This is a genomic window from Sciscionella marina DSM 45152, assembly GCF_000379465.1.
Classification (GTDB): Bacteria; Actinomycetota; Actinomycetes; order Mycobacteriales; family Pseudonocardiaceae; genus Sciscionella; species Sciscionella marina.
Genome location: NZ_KB905414.1, coordinates 448,724 through 463,056 on the forward strand (window position 1 = coordinate 448,724; position 14,333 = coordinate 463,056).

Sequence of the window (14,333 nt, forward strand, 5' to 3'; positions counted from 1 at the left end):
CGATCACCCAACCAAGGCGAGCAGTACGACAGTATTTGGGTTACAGCGAAACTTTTGCTTGCCCTCTCGGTGTTCCGTTATCGAGGCGTGCTGCCGATCCGATCGGAAAGGAAGTCGGCGACCGTGCGTGGTTCGCGACCGAGGAGTTCGGCCAGCAGCGGATCGGTTCCGGCGAAGTCGCCGCTTCGCGCGGCCTGGAAGAACTGCAAGAGCATCCGCGCCATGTGCTCGGGCGCGCCCGCGGTGATGCGGTCGGCGAGCCACTGCTCGTCGTCCAGCACGGCTCGGGTGATGTCCCGGCCGGTGAGCTCGGCCGCGGTCATGGCGATCTGGTCGAATGTGACGGCATGGCGCGCGGTGAGCGTGACGGGGCCGTCGAAGGCACGCTGCCCGGCGAGGATGACCGCGGCGGCTTCGGCCAGATCGGCGCGATCGGTCCAGGAGGCCGGGCCGTCGGCCGGTGCGGCGATGGTGCCGGTCTGCTGCCAGGGGCCGAGCAGCCAGTCGAGACTGTGCGCGTAGAACCCGTTGCGCAGTGAGGTCCAGGCGATCCCGGACGCCGCGAGCAGGGCTTCGGTGCCGGCGTGTTCACGCGCCGGGCCGAACGGGCTGTCCTCGCGTACGTTCTGGTGGCTGGTGTACAGGATGCGCTGTGCCCCGGCGGCGACCGCGGCCTGGATCACGTTGCCGTGAAACTCGATTCCCTCGCCGTCCGCGGCACTCTGGGAGACCAGCAGCACCTGGTCGGCACCCTCGAACGAGTCGCGCAGTGCGGCCGCGTCGGCGTAGCTGCCGTGCCGGACGCGCACGCCGCGGTCGGCGAAATGCCGTGCCTTGGCGACTTCCCGGACGCTGACGCCGATCCGGTCCGCGGGGATGCGCCTGAGCAGGTGTTCGACGACGGCACCGCCAAGGGCGCCGGTCGCTCCGGTGATGACGATCATGATCATCGCCTCCGTGGTGTCGTGGAGCGCTGGAGCAGCGGCAGCAGCATGTCGTCGACGACGTGCTCGACGAAGCCCCGGTCGCAGGGCTGTCCGGCGAACACGAGCCGGTGCACGATGAGCGCCGGAACGATCTCGGCGAACAGTCCGGCCGCACCGGGGGCGAGATGATCGTCCGGCACCCCACCGAAGGGCCGCTCGGTCATCGCCGCCTCGTCGCGTCGCAGAATCCGCCGCATCTCCGCTGCCAGGTCCGGATCACTGCGCATCCCGGCGAACAGGGCGCCGAGCAGCCCGATCTCCTGCCCGGCGATCTGCCCGGCCAGCCATTCCACGGTTCGCAGCAGGGCCTTCCGGAGATCACCGGTCCGGAGCGCGGGCGGAACACTCGCCGCACGATGCTCGACCGCAGCGGCCACCAGCGCGGCCTTACCACTGTGGCGCCGGTAGACCGTCGGTTTGCCGACTCCGGCCTCGGCCGCGACCGACTCGATGGACAACTGCTCGTACCCGACCTCGACCAGCAGTTTCCGTGTCGCGTCGAGGATCGCCAGGTCCCGGTCGGCGTCCCGCGGTCTCCCCCGGGCAGGCGCCGCTCGGCGGGATTCGGACACTGCTGCCTCCATTTATGAAACGAAACGGGAACGTAATTAAAATACCTCGGTACCCACCGGCTGGCAACCAGGGATCACGCCTCAGCCGCGTTTGACGGTGCGAACCACAGGCGCCGTATCGGCCTGGTGCACGCCGGGCAAGACAGCGATCTCCTCGGTCAAGTACCGGTAGAGGGAGTCGGTGTCCGCGCACTGGATGGTGGCGATGAGGTTGCTCGGGCCGGTGGTGGCCGCGGCGAAGGGCACCTCCGGATGCGCGGCGATGGCCGCACCGGCCCGGGCCAGTTCGGCGGGGGCGACGTTCAGCCAGAGGTGCGCGGAGACCGCGAAGCCGAGCCACGCCGGGTCGACGGTGGGCGCGAAGGTCAGTGCGCCCGCACCGCGCAGCTGGCCGATCCTGCGGCGCACGGCCGATTCGGAGGTACCGGCTGCGGCGGCGAGTTCGGGAAAGGTGGCGCGGCCGTCGCGTTCGAGCACGTCGAGCATGGCTTCGTCGGCCCCGCTCAGCACGTGGGCGCCCTCGCCGGATTCCTCGGCTGCCGGGCGCAGCGCGACGACCTGGTCCTCGGACAGCGCCCGCAGCCACGCCTTGGGGGTCTGCGCCGTGGTGAACTTGCGCAGCACGTAGTGCGCGGACATCGAGGCGACCTGCGGGGTGCGCGGCAGCTTGCCGAGCAGCAGCTCGTCGCGGTGCGATTCGTCGCGGGGGTGCACCGCGCAGATGATCTCGGTGCCGCCCGAGGCCAGCCTGATCCAGGCGGTGTCGTCCCGGCGCGCCAGTGCGGCGGCCACCGCGCCCGCCGCCTCGGGAACGGTGTGGATGCGGGCGAGCCAGGTGACCCGGCCGACCTGGCGCGGTTCGAGGCTTCCGGCCACGGTGATCCCGGCGGCGCGGAGGCGCTGGTAGCGGCGCGCGACGGTGTGCGCGGAGACACCGAGGACCTCGCCGAGCCGGGCGAAGGAGGCTCGCCCATCGATGTCGAGCGCCTGCAGCAGCGCCCGATCCGGCTCGGTCAAGCTGAGCGATTCCACCACTATATGGTATCTGAATGGCCGTTTCCGCCGAAGATGACCGTAGTCATGGCCTTGTGCCGCCGACAGCTTCAGAGTCGTGGAGACAGCACACGAAAGGCAGGCAGAACCGATGACGGTATTGGTGACCGGTGCGACGGGCACGGTCGGACGCGATGTAGTGGCCCAGCTGACCGCGCGGGGCGTTCCGGTGCGGGCGCTGACCCGTTCCCCGGAAAACGCGGAGTTCCCGGACGGAGTCACCCCGGTGGCCGGGGATTTGCTGGACACCGAGGCGATGCGGGCGGCGCTGTCCGGGGTCGATGGCGTGTTCCTGCTCAGCCCGGTCGCCGCGGACGAGCTCACCGGAACCCTGAACACCCTCGATCTCGTCCGCACGGCCGGGATCCGCAGCCTCGTCTACCTCTCGGTGATCCACGCCGAGGCATTCACCGACCCGCCGCATTTCGCGGCCAAGGCCGCCGCCGAGCGGATGATCGCCGAAGCGGGATTGCCCGCCACGATCCTGCGACCGGGCTACTACATGCAGAACGACACCCAGTGGCATTCCCCGCTGGAGCACGGTGTCTTCGTCTCCCCGGTCGGGAACCGGGCGGTGCTGGCCACCGACACCCGCGATCTCGCCGAGGTGGCCGCGGTGTCTCTGATCCAGCGGATGCGGGCGGATCACGTCCTGCCGTCCGAGACGCTCGACGTGGTCACCCCCGAAATCCTGACCGGAGAGGCGATGGCGGCCGTCTGGAGCGAGGTGTCCGGACGGCCCGTCGCCTACGCCGGGGACGACCTGGACACCTTCGAACAGCAGATGCGGCGGTTCCTGCCCGCCTGGAACGCCCACGACCTGCGCCTGATGTTCCACCGGTTCCAGATCGATGGCATGACCGCGGCCCCCAGAGCCGATCAGCGCCTCCGCGAACTGCTCGGCAGGCCGATGCGCACCTACCGGGAATTCGCCGCACAGACCGTGGCGTCCCGAACCGACTGAGCACCGCAGCGGGCAGATTCCGCAGCTAACCGTGCACCGGAGTCAGCACGCCGCAAGCATCCTCGATCACCTGTGCCGCATCCAGTACGGCATCCTCGCGGAACGCGGGGCCGATCAGCTGCACCCCGGCCGGCAGCCCCTCGGCGAGCCCGGCCGGGACGGCGACCGCGGGCGCACCGACAGCGGTGGCCCACACCGAGAGGGTCATCGACCTTCCGTAGCGCCGTTTATCCTCCGCGGACCGGGATTCCTGGCCCGGCGTGAAGCTCACGCGGGTGCTGACCGGACCGAGCAGCAGCGGGGTCACCACCGCCTGGCGCGCCCACGCCCGGCGCACCGTCAGGTGCCGCGCGGCGCGGTCGAGGTACCCAGCGAGATCCAGTGGCGGATGCTCGGCGAGGTCGAACTCGATGTAGCGGGAGGCTTCGGGGCCCACCATGGCGCTGATCGCCGGCCAATTCCGGCGAACTCGGTGAGCACCATGCCGGTGTACACCTCGAGGGCTTCATCGAGCATCGGCGGGTCGACCTCGCCGATCTCGTACCCCGCCTCGGCGAGCGCGCCTGCCGCGATCTCCACAGCCTCCGCGATGGCCGGGTCCACGCCGTGACCGCCGGGATCACGCACGATTCCGACGGCGCGGGGAAGATCCGGCCCGGCGGTCGGCGCCGGAACGGCGCGCGGATCACGGGGATCGGCGACCGCGAGGATCTCGAATACGGCACGCAGATCCGGCACACCGCGGGCGATCGGGCCGTCGACGGGGAACAGCGCGGAGGCGGGGGTGGGGTCCGCGGTGCCGATCCGGTGATCGGCGGGAAACCGGCCCGGTGTCGGTTTCAGTCCGGTCACCCCGCACAGTTGCGCGGGCAGTCGCGTGGAGCCGCCGGAATCGTTGCCGAGGCCGAGCGCGGTCATCCCGGCGGCCACCGCGACGGCGTCCCCGCCGCTGCTGCCGCCCGGCGTGACACCCGAATCCCAGGGATTGACCGTGTCTCCGAACAGTTCGCTGCGCGGATGCATCCCGGTGAGCGTCAGCGTCGGCATATTGGTGTGCCCGAGCACGACCGCACCGGCGCGGCGCAGCAGATCGACGGGCGGGGCATCGGCCTCGGCGACACGTCCGGCGAAAGCCCGCAGCCCGTGGGTCGTGGCGAGCCCGTGCACATCCGTTGTCTCCTTCACCGTGACCGGAACCCCGGCCAGCGGGCCGACCGGTTCACCACGCGCGACCGCCGCATCGATCGCGGCCGCATCCCGGTGGGCCTGCTCGTCGCACCGGGAGGTGATCGCCGCGAGCCGCGGGTTGAGCTCATCGATCCGGGCGAGGTGGGCCTCCAGGATCTCGATGGCACGGGAGCGGCCCGCGGTCACCTCGGCGCCGATCCGGGTCGCGGGCCAGCCGGTGAAGTCGTCCATGCGGTCAAGATACAATGCTAAATCTGGGTACTGAACTGAATATGAAACCGGAAGGAGCGGCGACGGTCCGGCAACGGCTCTCCCGGCAGGAGTCGCAGGCGCTGACCCGGACCCGGCTGCTCGACGCCGCGGCCGAGGTGTTCGCGGCCAACGGTGCCGCGGGAACCTCGGTCGAGCAGATCACCGAGCGCGCCGGTTATTCGCGCGGGCCTTCTACGGTCACTTCGGCGGTAAGGACACCGCGGTCGCGGAGCTACTCGAACACCGAACCCGCCGGGAACGCGCCGAGCTGGCCGCGCTCGCCTCTGCCCGGGCGACACCTGGGAGGCACTGCGTTCCTGGCACCGCGAACGGTCCGCGCACAGCGAGGAATGGCCGGCGCTGCGCCTGGAACTGGTGCGACACACGCTGCGCCGCCCGCCAGGGGAGCGGTCGGTACTCGCCGAGCGCGAAGCCATGGCACGGGCGGCACTCACCGAAGCCGTAGCACACGAGATCGGGAGCTCCGGGGCCGAGTTTGCCGCGCTCGTGGTGCACGCACCGGAGGACGGTCTGGCGATTCAGCGCGCCATCGATCCCGATTCGGTCCCGGCCGATGCGATCGTGACCGCCACCGAACTCGTCCTGCGCGGGGCACACGCCGGATAGCCCTCGGTCACAGCCTCCAGATGTCGATGCCGACCGGATGACCGCGTTCGCTGAACAGGCCGTCCGGGCTGGTTTCCTTGAGTAGCAGGCGCAGCGCAGTTTCGAATTCGGCGCGCCGGTCACCGAACAACCCCGGTGCCGAGCTGGACTGGGAGAAAACGGCGGCCACGATGTCCTCGGTGGCACGGGTGTGCACGCGCCCCGGAAGGTCGATCCGTTGTGCCACGGCGAATCCCGCCGCCCGGTAGACCTCGTCCTCGCCCGAGGGGGTGCCGTGCGGGAGGTGGGATCGGCCCGCACGGCGGACCGGACCCAGATAGGCACGCACCAATTCGGTGATCGAGTCGTGCGGTGGTCGCGGATACGGCAATTCTTCGGCCGCATCGAGTCCCCGATGAGTCGTGGCGTGCACATGTGCACACGCTCCCCCGGTCGCCAGCATTCCGCGCACCACGGGGAGAACCGTCGCCCGGTCCATCCAGTGCAGTGACTGCGCGAGGGTGATCAACCGGAATTTCCCAAGCCCCGCAGGCAATTCCTCGGCGCGCATGGACAGCCACCGCACATGGGCGACACCCGATCGCGCGGCGAGCAGAGCGGCCTGGTCGAGCATGTCCCGGTCGGCGTCGAGCCCGATCGTTTCCGCGAACAGGTGCGCCAGCGGCAAGGTGAGCGAACCCGGGCCGCAGCCGAGATCGAGCAGCCGCCCGCTGCCGTCGAGGTGCAGGGCGGCGGCCAGGGCCGGGGCGAGCTCGGCCGGATACGGCATGCGGCCCCGCGAATAGTAGGCGGCACTACCGGAATAGAGCGAGGGATCCCATTCCCAGTCTTGCTCGGCCACACCGCCCAGTCTAGCCGTGGAACCTCGTCGTCTCACCGAGTTCCGCGCGGGCCCGGAGCTCGGGCCCGAAAAAAACCGCTACCGCTCGGTGAGCCCGCGCAGCATCTCCTCCTGGTGCCGGTGGCCGATGGTCTCGTAACCGAGCACGGTCACGAACGGGGCGAGCATCACCACGAGCAGGCACACCGCGAGCCCGGTACCGGCGAGCGAAAGCAGGACCGCGAGCAGCAGCACCGCGAGGGTGACCGAGATCAGCACCAGGTGGAAGCGGTCGAAGGCGGACAACAGCAGGGTGTGCAGCAGATAGACCATGCCCAGGTACACCGCGACCGGAATGGCCAGCGCCAGCACGACGCCGGTCTCCCCCAGCTCGGCGCGGTGTTCCAGCTGCAGTCCCGCGATGTGCAGGCCCGCCCCGGTCGCCGCGATCGCGAGGAACAGTGGCAGGTGCCCGAAACCGAACAGGTACCCGCGCCGCCTGCGGTGGGCGAGCATCTCGCCGAACGGGGTGAGGAAGTACATCCACCACATCCCGAAGGTGAGCCCGACGCCCGCGATGACCACGGCGATCGCGTCGCCGTCCCAGTGGATCCGCCCGGGGCCGCCGAGCAGTCCGGAGGACGAGGCGACGGTGCCGACCACCCCTTCGCCGAGGGTGATGATCGCGAACAGGCTGTACCGCTCGGCGAGGTGATGCGGATGCCACGGGGTACCGTCCGCGCGGCCCTGGGCGAGCGAGGGAAGCACGAGCTCCAGCACCGCGAGGGCGGCGAGCAGCGGGACCATGACCGGCAGCGGCAGCCGCACGAAGGCGATCACGATCCAGCACACCTGCACGATGACGGTCCACCGGATGCTGGCCATGCCGACCCGGTGGAACGCGGGCGATTCGCGGGCGGCGCGCCACCACTGCAGCACCATCCCGAGGCGCATGACCACATAGCCGAGCACCATGACGCGGACCTCCACGTGTCCGCCCTCGGCCACCGAGGCGAACATCGCGGGCAGGCCGAGCGCGAATACGACCACACCGATCATCTGCAGCATGGTCAGGATCCGGTCGAGCCAGTCATCGGTGCCGAAGGCCGAGGCGAACCAGCTGAAGTGGATCCAGGCGAGGCAGATCGCGAACATTGCGAGCACGAACGCGAGGACGGCCGCCCACACCCGGCCCTCGGCGAGCAGTTCGGCGAACTGGGATGCCGCGGTGCCGACCGCGACCACGAAGGTCAGATCGAACAGCAACTCCAGCGGTGAGGACACCCGGCCGGGTTCATCCGGTGAGCGACCGGACATGGGTACGAGGCGGCGAGTCAACGAACGCATGCTTCCCCTCTGGTGCCGCGGACCGATCTCTTGGCCAGTAGAACACGAAGCCGGTCAGGGAAGATAACGTTCGAGTTCCTCGGTGTGGTGATCAAGGTGCTCGCACAGCAGCTCCTGGGTGCTCGCCAGATCGAATTCCTCGAGCGCCTCGATGATCTGCCGGTGGTTCTCCACCGCGCGCTGCGGGCGATCGGGCTGCACGAGGAACGCGGCGATCCCGGTGCGCTGCTGGCGATCCCCCATGGAGGAGTACACCTCGGTGAGCACGGTGTTACCGACGGCGGTGACCAGTGTGGTGTGGAATTCCCGGTCGCAGGCGATGATCTCGGGGTACCCGGCGTCCTCGGCGGTCAGCTTCTCCTGGCGTTCCACGATGGGGCGCAGTTCCTCGGCGACCTCGATCCGGCGGGTGCACAGTTCCTGCACCGCATAGAGTTCGAGCGCGAGCCGGGTGCGGTGCAGTTCCCGGATCTGGCGCGCGGTGATCTGGGTGACCAGTGCGCCCCGGCGCGGGAGCAGCTGGATGAGCTTCTCCGCGTCGAGGCGCAGGAAGGCCTCCCGGACCGGGGTGCGGGAGAGTCCGGTGACCTTGGCGATGTCCATCTCGGTGATGAGATCGCCCGGCGGCAGCACCAGATCCACGATCAGCCGCTTGATGTACTGGTACGCGAAATCCTTCGCCGGGGTATCCCGCGGGCGCTCGACGACCGGGAGTTCGGGTCGTTCCTGGGGAAGTGACTCGGGCCGCCGCATCGCCTCTGCTGTCCTGCCTCTCGTTCCGGGTACCCGCGCATTCTACGTGTGCGGGGCCGGAATCACCGCGAAACGGCGGTTGGCGAGCGAGGGATTGGTGGCGCGCACCCGTTCGACGCGCTCGGCGTGCAGCCGCGCGAGCGCGATTCCCGGCTGTTCTCCCGCTCCGGCGAGCACGCTGCCCATCGGGTCGACGATCATGCTCTGCCCGGTGCAGAACGGCCCGGTCTGCCCCGAAGCGAGCACATAGCTGGTGTTCTCGATGGCCCGGGCGCGGGCGAGCACGCTCCAGTGTTCCTCCTTGGCCGGTCCGGCGACCCAGGCGGCGGGCACCGCGATGGCATTCGCCCCCGCATCGGTCAGGCTGCGCGCCATTTCCGGGAACCGCAGGTCGTAACAGGTCATCGCGCCGACGCGGAGGCCGCCGAGCCCGAACACGAGCGGTTCGGCGTGCTCGGCGGGTTCGATCCGCTCGGATTCCCGGTAACCGAAGGCGTCGTAGAGATGCAGCTTGCGGTAGACACCGAGCCGTTCCCCGCCGGAGCCGATCGCCACGAGGGTGTTCGAGGCCCGCGAACGGCCGGGAAGCAGTTCGGTGAACCCGGCGAGCACGGCGATACCGGCGTCCGCGGCGAGCTCGGTGAGGCAACCGGTGAATTCCCCGTCCAGCGGTTCGGCGTACTCCCGCGGTTCGCTGCGCTGCTCCGGATCGGCGTACATACTGCTCTCCGGGGTGATGACGAGTTCGGCACCCGATTCGGCCGCGGAGTGCACCGCTTCGGTGACCAGTTTGCGGTTGCTTTCCTTGTCTGTTCCGGTGGTGAACTGGGCCACGGCAACCGTGATACTCATGCGTTCTCCTTGGCGTCGAGCGGCCGTTCGGGATGGACGAAGAACCAGCAGACCGCACCGAGCACCCCGGCGACGGCGAGTACGAGCATGGCGAGCACCCAGTCTCCCCCGATGCCGACGAGGATCCCGGTGAACAGCGGTCCCGCCGCGGAGATCAGATTGCCCCACAGGTTCGTCCAGCCGCTGACCGTCGCCGAATGCTTCCCGCCCAGATCCTGGCAGGCGGCCCACACCTGGACCTGCACCGTGCCCACCGAGCCGAGACTCAGGCACAGGAACAGGATCATCAGCGTGGTGTCCGCGGAAAGCGCGCCGAGCACGAGGAAACCGGCCGCGGCGAGATACCCGATGGCCGCCAGCCAGACCCGGGGCCGCCAGCGCCGCAGCACCCGGTCGTTGAGCGCCCCGATGCCGAAAACCCCGATCAGCATGGCGATCCAGGGCAGCGAACCCAGAAAACCCATCTGCGACAGGGACAATCCGCGCGCCTGCACCAGATAGGTCGGCAGCCAGGTGGCGAAGAATCCCTGGATGAGCAACAGGAAGGCGTACTGCGCGCCGATCGCCCAGAACCGCAACGAACCGGCGAACACCCGCCAGGACAGCTTCTGTTGCTGCTGATCGTCTTCCCTGCCGGATTCGATGTAGTCGACCTCCGCGCGGGAGATCCGCGGATGCTCGCGCGGTTCGTCGCGGGCGAACCACCACCACGTTAGAGCGAGGATCGCGCCGAGCACGGCGAACACGTGGAACACCTGACGCCAGCCGAACGCGTCGATGATCCATACCACGAGCGGGGTTCCCACGACATTGCCGAGATACAGCCCGCACAACAGGATCGAATTGCCGCGCGACTGCTCGCGTCGCGGGAACCAGCGGTGCAGGGTGTACACCGAGGCGGGCCAGTCGGCGGCCTGCCCGATTCCGAGTAGCACCCGGATCACCACGAACCCCAGGAACACCAGGCCGTACGGAGTCAGAAAGGTGAACACGGACCACCACAGGCCCGCGACGGCGAGCGCTTTGCGTGGCCCGAACCGGCGGGTGATGATTCCGCCGGGTACCTGGAAAAGCGCGTAGGCCCACCAGAAAGCGGTGAGAATGACCGACATCTGGGTGACCGAGAAATGCAGGTTCTGCTGGATCACCGGCGCGGCAGCGGTCATCGCCGCCCGGTCCATGCTCATCACGAAGGTCACCGGGAGCAGCAGCCCGGCGCTGAGCACCCAGCGAATGCCGCCACGCGGCGGATTCCGCGTCGCGGCAGCGGGTTGCGCGGGGGCCGAGGTCCGTACCATGAGCGATCACTCCTTTGTGCGCTCTTTTCGTGTACTGCGCTATTCGGCCGGGTGCCCCTCGAATGCCGCGAGCGCACCCGACCATTCGGCGAGCCGCCCGCCACCGGAGATCTTGTCTTTCAGCGCCGGCTCACTCGATTCCTTGTCCTGCAAGGTTTCCGCGATTTCCAGTGCCTCGCCCGGAGCGAGTACCGCGACACCGTCCGAATCACCGAACACCACATCGCCCGGCCGGATCACCGCACCGCCGACCGTAACGGGAACGTTGATCGCCCCTTCCACGCCGAGAATCCGGGTGGTCAGCGCGGAAACCCCGGAGGAGAACACCGGAAGCCCGAGTTCCAGGATCTCCTGCACATCGTTGATCGCCCCGCTGATCACCGCACCGACCGCGCCCCGCGCCGCCGCCGTGTACGCCACCATTCCGCCGAAACACGAACGCGAATCCCCGGACTGGTCCACCACGAGCACATCCCCGGGCCGCAGTTCGTCCACCGCGACATGCAGGGCCGTGGAATCCAGTTGTGGCAACCGGACCGTGAACGCCGTGCCCACGAAACCGAGCGGTCTGCGGACCGGGACGAGCCCGCGCGGGAAACCGTGATCGCGGAGATGGCCGAGGGTCGAGGTCTGCACTCGGGCGAGTGCTTCCACGATCTCGGCGGAGATGGCTTCCGGTGCTTTACCTCGGATGAACAACGCTGTACCTCCCAGATCAGACCACCTGAACATGCGCTAGGCATACCGAACGCATGCGTTGAGTATGTGTACCCCTGCCTCGCGGTGTATCGCAAGAATGCATCCGGGCTTGAACGGTCCAGCCGCTACGGGGCGCCGGACGGGGAACCGCGCAGGCGGAACTCCTCCAGAAGCGCAGCGGGTGTGCCGCTGCGCGGTGCTCCCCCGAGTTCGAGGAGCCAGGCCTCCCGAGAGGGCCCCAACCCTGAACGCCGCGCAGTTCGCGACGCCTGGGAGTGGCGCAGCTGAGCTACGACATCGGCACCGTGTCATTCGGCGGGCGCACCCCGATCGTCGTGACCTGACTGCTCACCACGACCGGTTCGGCACTGGCACCCGCCTTCTGGATCACCGCACTCGCGGCGGTGTTCCTGCTCTCCGTGTAGCAGAGCCCCCGTGGTGTATCCGCCGCCGCAACGCGAGGGAACAGTAGACGAGCCCGACGAGAACCGGCACCTCGATGAGTGGGCCGACCACCCCGGCGAGGGCTTGTCCGCTCGTGGCGCCGAAAGTCGCGATCGCGACCGCGATGGCGAGCTCGAAATTGTTGCCCGCCGCGGTGAACGCCAGCGTGGTCGCGCGCGCATAGGGCAGCCGTAGCGCGGCACCGAGCGCGTACGAACCGGCCCACATGATCGCGAAGTAGACCAGCAGCGGCAGCGCGATCCGCAGCACGTCGACCGGGCGGTGGGTGATCTGGTCTCCCTGCAAGGCGAACAGGATGACGACGGTGAACAGCAGGCCGTAGAGGGCGATCGGGCCGATGCTCGGCAGGAACCGGTTCTCGTACCATTCGCGGCCCTTCGCGCGCTCGCCGAACCTGCGCGTGAGATACCCGGCGATGAGCGGGACACCGAGGAAGATCAGCACCGAGCGCACGATCGCCCATGCGGAGATGTGCAGTTCGGTCTGCGCGAGGCCGAGCCATCCGGGCAGAACCGAGAGATAGAACCACCCGAGCGCGCCGAACGCGATCACCTGGAACACCGAGTTCAGCGCGACGAGCACGGCAGCGGCCTCCCGGTCACCGCAGGCGAGGTCGTTCCAGATGATCACCATCGCGATGCAGCGGGCGAGCCCGACGATGATCAGACCGGTGCGGTACTCGGGCAGATCCGGCAGCAGCAGCCAGGCGAGCGCGAACATCAGCGCGGGGCCGATGATCCAGTTCAGCAGCAGGGAGGGCCACAGCAGGCGCCGGTCACCAGTGACCGAACCGAGCCGGTCGTAGCGGACCTTGGCCAGCACCGGGTACATCATCACCAGCAGCCCGATCGCGATCGGCAGCGAGATCCCCTCGATGGCCACCGCGCTCAGTGCCGTGTTCAGCCCCGGGATCACCCGGCCCGCGAGCAGGCCGAGCGCCATTGCGGCCAGGATCCACACCGGGAGGAACCGGTCGAGCCGGGAAAGCCGCGCCAGCACGCCCTGCTCGGTGCTCGCGGTGGCGGTCATGCGGGTACCTCGGCAGGGACGAGCACCGCGGACAACCGCCCGAGCACCTCGGCGCGCACCCGGTAGTACACCCAGGTGCCCCGGCGCTCCCCGGTGATCAGTCCGGCCTCCCGCAGCACCTTCAGGTGGTGCGAGATCGTCGGCCCGCTCAGTTCGAAGGCGTCGGTCAGATGGCAGACGCAGACCTCACCACCGGCCTGCGAGGCGATCAGCGAGAGCAACCGCAGCCGCACCGGATCCGCGAGCGCCTTGAACAGCGCGGCCAGTTCCCCGGCCTGCGCGGCGGACAGCGGATCACGGGCCAGTGGTGCACAGTCCTCCGGTTGCTTCGACATACATCTATCTTGACAGCTATCGAAGCAGAGAGCAATCTCGATAGCGATCTACTTAGATGAAGTTCTCATCAGAGGAGCGATCATGTCACGTGTGCAACTCGCACTGCGGGTCGGCGACCTGCCCGGCTCGATCGAGTTCTATACGAAGCTGTTCGGCACCGGACCGGCGAAACTGCGGCCCGGATACGCCAACTTCGCGATCACCGAGCCCGCCGTGAAACTCGTCCTGCTCGAAGGGGAACCAGACCAGGACACCGTGCTCGATCACCTCGGTGTGGAGGTCGCCTCGACCGAGGAGGTCGACGCCGCCACCGAACGGCTCACCGGAGAAGGGCTCGACACACTCACCGAAGACGACACCACCTGCTGCTACGCGGTCCAGGACAAGGTCTGGGCGCACGGCCCCGGCAAGGAGCCCTGGGAGGTCTATACCGTCAAGTCCGACGCGAGTCACCACTAGATAAGTGGCCATGTGTCGAGGGCATCGGCTCACCAGTGGCCCGTTCGACGCAAGCCGGTGTCGCGAGGTCAGGGCAGCGTTCGCGTGCGACATGAGGGCCCGCTGTCACGGGACGGAGCGAATCAGTCGGCGGGCGTCGCGTCCCGCTCGGTGAAGACCTCGCGGGCGACGAAGGTCGCGTTCAGGGCCCGGGGGAAGCCGCAGTACACGGTGGCGTGCAGCAGCGCTTCGGTGATTTCCTCGCGGCTGATGCCGACGTTCAGCGCGGCGCCGATATGCACCTTGAGCTGCGGTTCGCATCCCCCGAGAGCGGTCAGAATCCCGAGAGTGACCAGCTGACGGCTACGCGGATCGAGTCCGGGCCGGTCGTAAATATCCCCGAACGAGAACGCGGCCACGTGGTGCCCGAGCGCGGGGTTGACGTCGGCGAGCGAGTCGACGACAGCCTCACCCTGATNCCCGTCGATCCTGGACAGCACCGATTGCCCGTGACGGCGGCGGGCGAGGTTGTCCGGACTGTCGATNTCGTACTGCGCGGCAGTGCTGGTCATGGCTGGTGTACCTCCTGATAGACAGCGATCTTGTACTCGGTAGCGGCAAGGGCGAGCTGCAGTCCGGCGATCCGGGACCGCA

The 14,333-nt window shown here is 68.7% G+C and carries 17 protein-coding genes and 1 pseudogene; 4 read left to right on the plus strand and 14 right to left on the minus strand.

What is annotated here, in order from left to right:
* Positions 1-77 precede the first annotated feature (77 nt).
* From A37U_RS0131970 to A37U_RS0131980, 3 genes are all read right to left on the minus strand, one after another.
* Positions 78-950, minus strand: coding sequence for an SDR family oxidoreductase (locus tag A37U_RS0131970; RefSeq protein WP_020500761.1), 873 nt, complete (start codon positions 948-950; stop codon positions 78-80).
* The gene (locus tag A37U_RS0131975; protein WP_020500762.1) at positions 947-1,558 is read right to left on the minus strand and encodes a TetR/AcrR family transcriptional regulator; all 612 of its coding nucleotides are present in this window, start codon (positions 1,556-1,558) and stop codon (positions 947-949) included. The genes A37U_RS0131970 and A37U_RS0131975 overlap by 4 nt, the downstream gene beginning before the upstream one ends.
* Before the next feature lie 81 nt (positions 1,559-1,639).
* Positions 1,640-2,590, minus strand: coding sequence for an Lrp/AsnC family transcriptional regulator (locus tag A37U_RS0131980; RefSeq protein WP_026197822.1), 951 nt, complete (start codon positions 2,588-2,590; stop codon positions 1,640-1,642).
* A gap of 112 nt (positions 2,591-2,702) precedes the next feature.
* On the opposite strand from A37U_RS0131980, the gene A37U_RS0131985 reads away from it, so the two are divergent.
* Positions 2,703-3,575 carry an SDR family oxidoreductase gene (locus A37U_RS0131985; RefSeq protein WP_020500764.1) on the plus strand — a complete coding sequence of 291 codons (873 nt, stop codon included), beginning with the start codon at positions 2,703-2,705 and terminating at the stop codon, positions 3,573-3,575.
* A gap of 25 nt (positions 3,576-3,600) precedes the next feature.
* Here A37U_RS0131985 and A37U_RS53170 read toward each other — a convergent pair whose 3' ends face one another.
* A complete protein-coding gene (locus tag A37U_RS53170) occupies positions 3,601-4,014 on the minus strand; it encodes an amidase family protein (RefSeq protein WP_205623066.1) in 414 nt (137 codons plus the stop codon).
* Positions 3,915-4,994 (minus strand): amidase, encoded by a 1,080-nt coding sequence (locus tag A37U_RS46370; protein WP_205623067.1) that lies wholly within the window; start codon positions 4,992-4,994, stop codon positions 3,915-3,917. The genes A37U_RS53170 and A37U_RS46370 overlap by 100 nt, the downstream gene beginning before the upstream one ends.
* 41 nt (positions 4,995-5,035) lie before the next feature.
* On the opposite strand from A37U_RS46370, the pseudogene A37U_RS54060 reads away from it, so the two are divergent.
* Positions 5,036-5,161: pseudogene (locus tag A37U_RS54060) on the plus strand (hypothetical protein); the annotation flags it as partial.
* A 229-nt stretch (positions 5,162-5,390) separates the two neighbouring features.
* The gene (locus A37U_RS54065; protein WP_240437739.1) at positions 5,391-5,642 is read left to right on the plus strand and encodes a hypothetical protein; all 252 of its coding nucleotides are present in this window, start codon (positions 5,391-5,393) and stop codon (positions 5,640-5,642) included.
* A 7-nt stretch (positions 5,643-5,649) separates the two neighbouring features.
* Here the strand turns inward: A37U_RS54065 and A37U_RS0132000 are convergent, their stop codons facing one another.
* From A37U_RS0132000 to A37U_RS0132040, 8 genes are all read right to left on the minus strand, one after another.
* Entirely contained in the window at positions 5,650-6,483 is an 834-nt protein-coding gene (locus tag A37U_RS0132000) for a class I SAM-dependent methyltransferase (protein ID WP_020500766.1), read from the minus strand.
* Between the two features lie 78 nt (positions 6,484-6,561).
* On the minus strand, positions 6,562-7,746 hold the full coding sequence (locus A37U_RS0132005) for a low temperature requirement protein A (RefSeq protein WP_240437736.1): 1,185 nt from the start codon (positions 7,744-7,746) through the stop codon (positions 6,562-6,564).
* A 117-nt stretch (positions 7,747-7,863) separates the two neighbouring features.
* Positions 7,864-8,562, minus strand: coding sequence for a GntR family transcriptional regulator (locus tag A37U_RS0132010; RefSeq protein WP_020500768.1), 699 nt, complete (start codon positions 8,560-8,562; stop codon positions 7,864-7,866).
* Between the two features lie 42 nt (positions 8,563-8,604).
* The gene (locus A37U_RS0132015; RefSeq protein WP_020500769.1) at positions 8,605-9,414 is read right to left on the minus strand and encodes a carbon-nitrogen hydrolase family protein; all 810 of its coding nucleotides are present in this window, start codon (positions 9,412-9,414) and stop codon (positions 8,605-8,607) included.
* Positions 9,411-10,712: an MFS transporter gene (locus A37U_RS0132020; RefSeq protein WP_020500770.1), complete on the minus strand. Its 1,302-nt coding sequence runs from the start codon at positions 10,710-10,712 to the stop codon at positions 9,411-9,413. Before A37U_RS0132020 ends, A37U_RS0132015 begins: the two co-directional genes overlap by 4 nt.
* Positions 10,713-10,751: 39 nt before the next feature.
* Positions 10,752-11,411 (minus strand): RraA family protein, encoded by a 660-nt coding sequence (locus tag A37U_RS0132025; protein WP_020500771.1) that lies wholly within the window; start codon positions 11,409-11,411, stop codon positions 10,752-10,754.
* A gap of 387 nt (positions 11,412-11,798) precedes the next feature.
* Complete coding sequence (gene arsB / locus A37U_RS0132035) at positions 11,799-12,905, minus strand: ACR3 family arsenite efflux transporter (protein WP_020500773.1); 1,107 nt, start codon at positions 12,903-12,905, stop codon at positions 11,799-11,801.
* Complete coding sequence (locus A37U_RS0132040; RefSeq protein ID WP_020500774.1) at positions 12,902-13,240, minus strand: ArsR/SmtB family transcription factor; 339 nt, start codon at positions 13,238-13,240, stop codon at positions 12,902-12,904. Before A37U_RS0132040 ends, arsB begins: the two co-directional genes overlap by 4 nt.
* Positions 13,241-13,322: 82 nt before the next feature.
* Here A37U_RS0132040 and A37U_RS0132045 point away from each other — a divergent pair, with 82 nt between their 5' ends.
* Positions 13,323-13,700 (plus strand): ArsI/CadI family heavy metal resistance metalloenzyme, encoded by a 378-nt coding sequence (locus tag A37U_RS0132045; RefSeq protein WP_020500775.1) that lies wholly within the window; start codon positions 13,323-13,325, stop codon positions 13,698-13,700.
* 122 nt (positions 13,701-13,822) lie between these two features.
* On the opposite strand, the gene A37U_RS0132050 is transcribed toward A37U_RS0132045, so the two are convergent.
* On the minus strand, positions 13,823-14,251 hold the full coding sequence (locus A37U_RS0132050; RefSeq protein WP_020500776.1) for a carboxymuconolactone decarboxylase family protein: 429 nt from the start codon (positions 14,249-14,251) through the stop codon (positions 13,823-13,825).
* Positions 14,252-14,333 lie beyond the last annotated feature (82 nt).

Bases quoted from the DNA above. Each gene is read 5' to 3' on its own strand.
- A37U_RS0131970 (WP_020500761.1), bottom strand. From the start codon at position 950: ATGATCATGATCGTCATCACCGGAGCGACCGGCGCCCTTGGCGGTGCC.
- A37U_RS0131985 (WP_020500764.1), top strand. From the start codon at position 2,703: ATGACGGTATTGGTGACCGGTGCGACGGGCACGGTCGGACGCGATGTA.
- A37U_RS53170 (WP_205623066.1), bottom strand. From the start codon at position 4,014: ATGGTGGGCCCCGAAGCCTCCCGCTACATCGAGTTCGACCTCGCCGAG.
- A37U_RS46370 (WP_205623067.1), bottom strand. From the start codon at position 4,994: ATGGACGACTTCACCGGCTGGCCCGCGACCCGGATCGGCGCCGAGGTG.
- A37U_RS0132010 (WP_020500768.1), bottom strand. From the start codon at position 8,562: ATGCGGCGGCCCGAGTCACTTCCCCAGGAACGACCCGAACTCCCGGTC.
- A37U_RS0132015 (WP_020500769.1), bottom strand. From the start codon at position 9,414: ATGAGTATCACGGTTGCCGTGGCCCAGTTCACCACCGGAACAGACAAG.
- A37U_RS0132020 (WP_020500770.1), bottom strand. From the start codon at position 10,712: ATGGTACGGACCTCGGCCCCCGCGCAACCCGCTGCCGCGACGCGGAAT.
- arsB (WP_020500773.1), bottom strand. From the start codon at position 12,905: ATGACCGCCACCGCGAGCACCGAGCAGGGCGTGCTGGCGCGGCTTTCC.
- A37U_RS0132040 (WP_020500774.1), bottom strand. From the start codon at position 13,240: ATGTCGAAGCAACCGGAGGACTGTGCACCACTGGCCCGTGATCCGCTG.
- A37U_RS0132045 (WP_020500775.1), top strand. From the start codon at position 13,323: ATGTCACGTGTGCAACTCGCACTGCGGGTCGGCGACCTGCCCGGCTCG.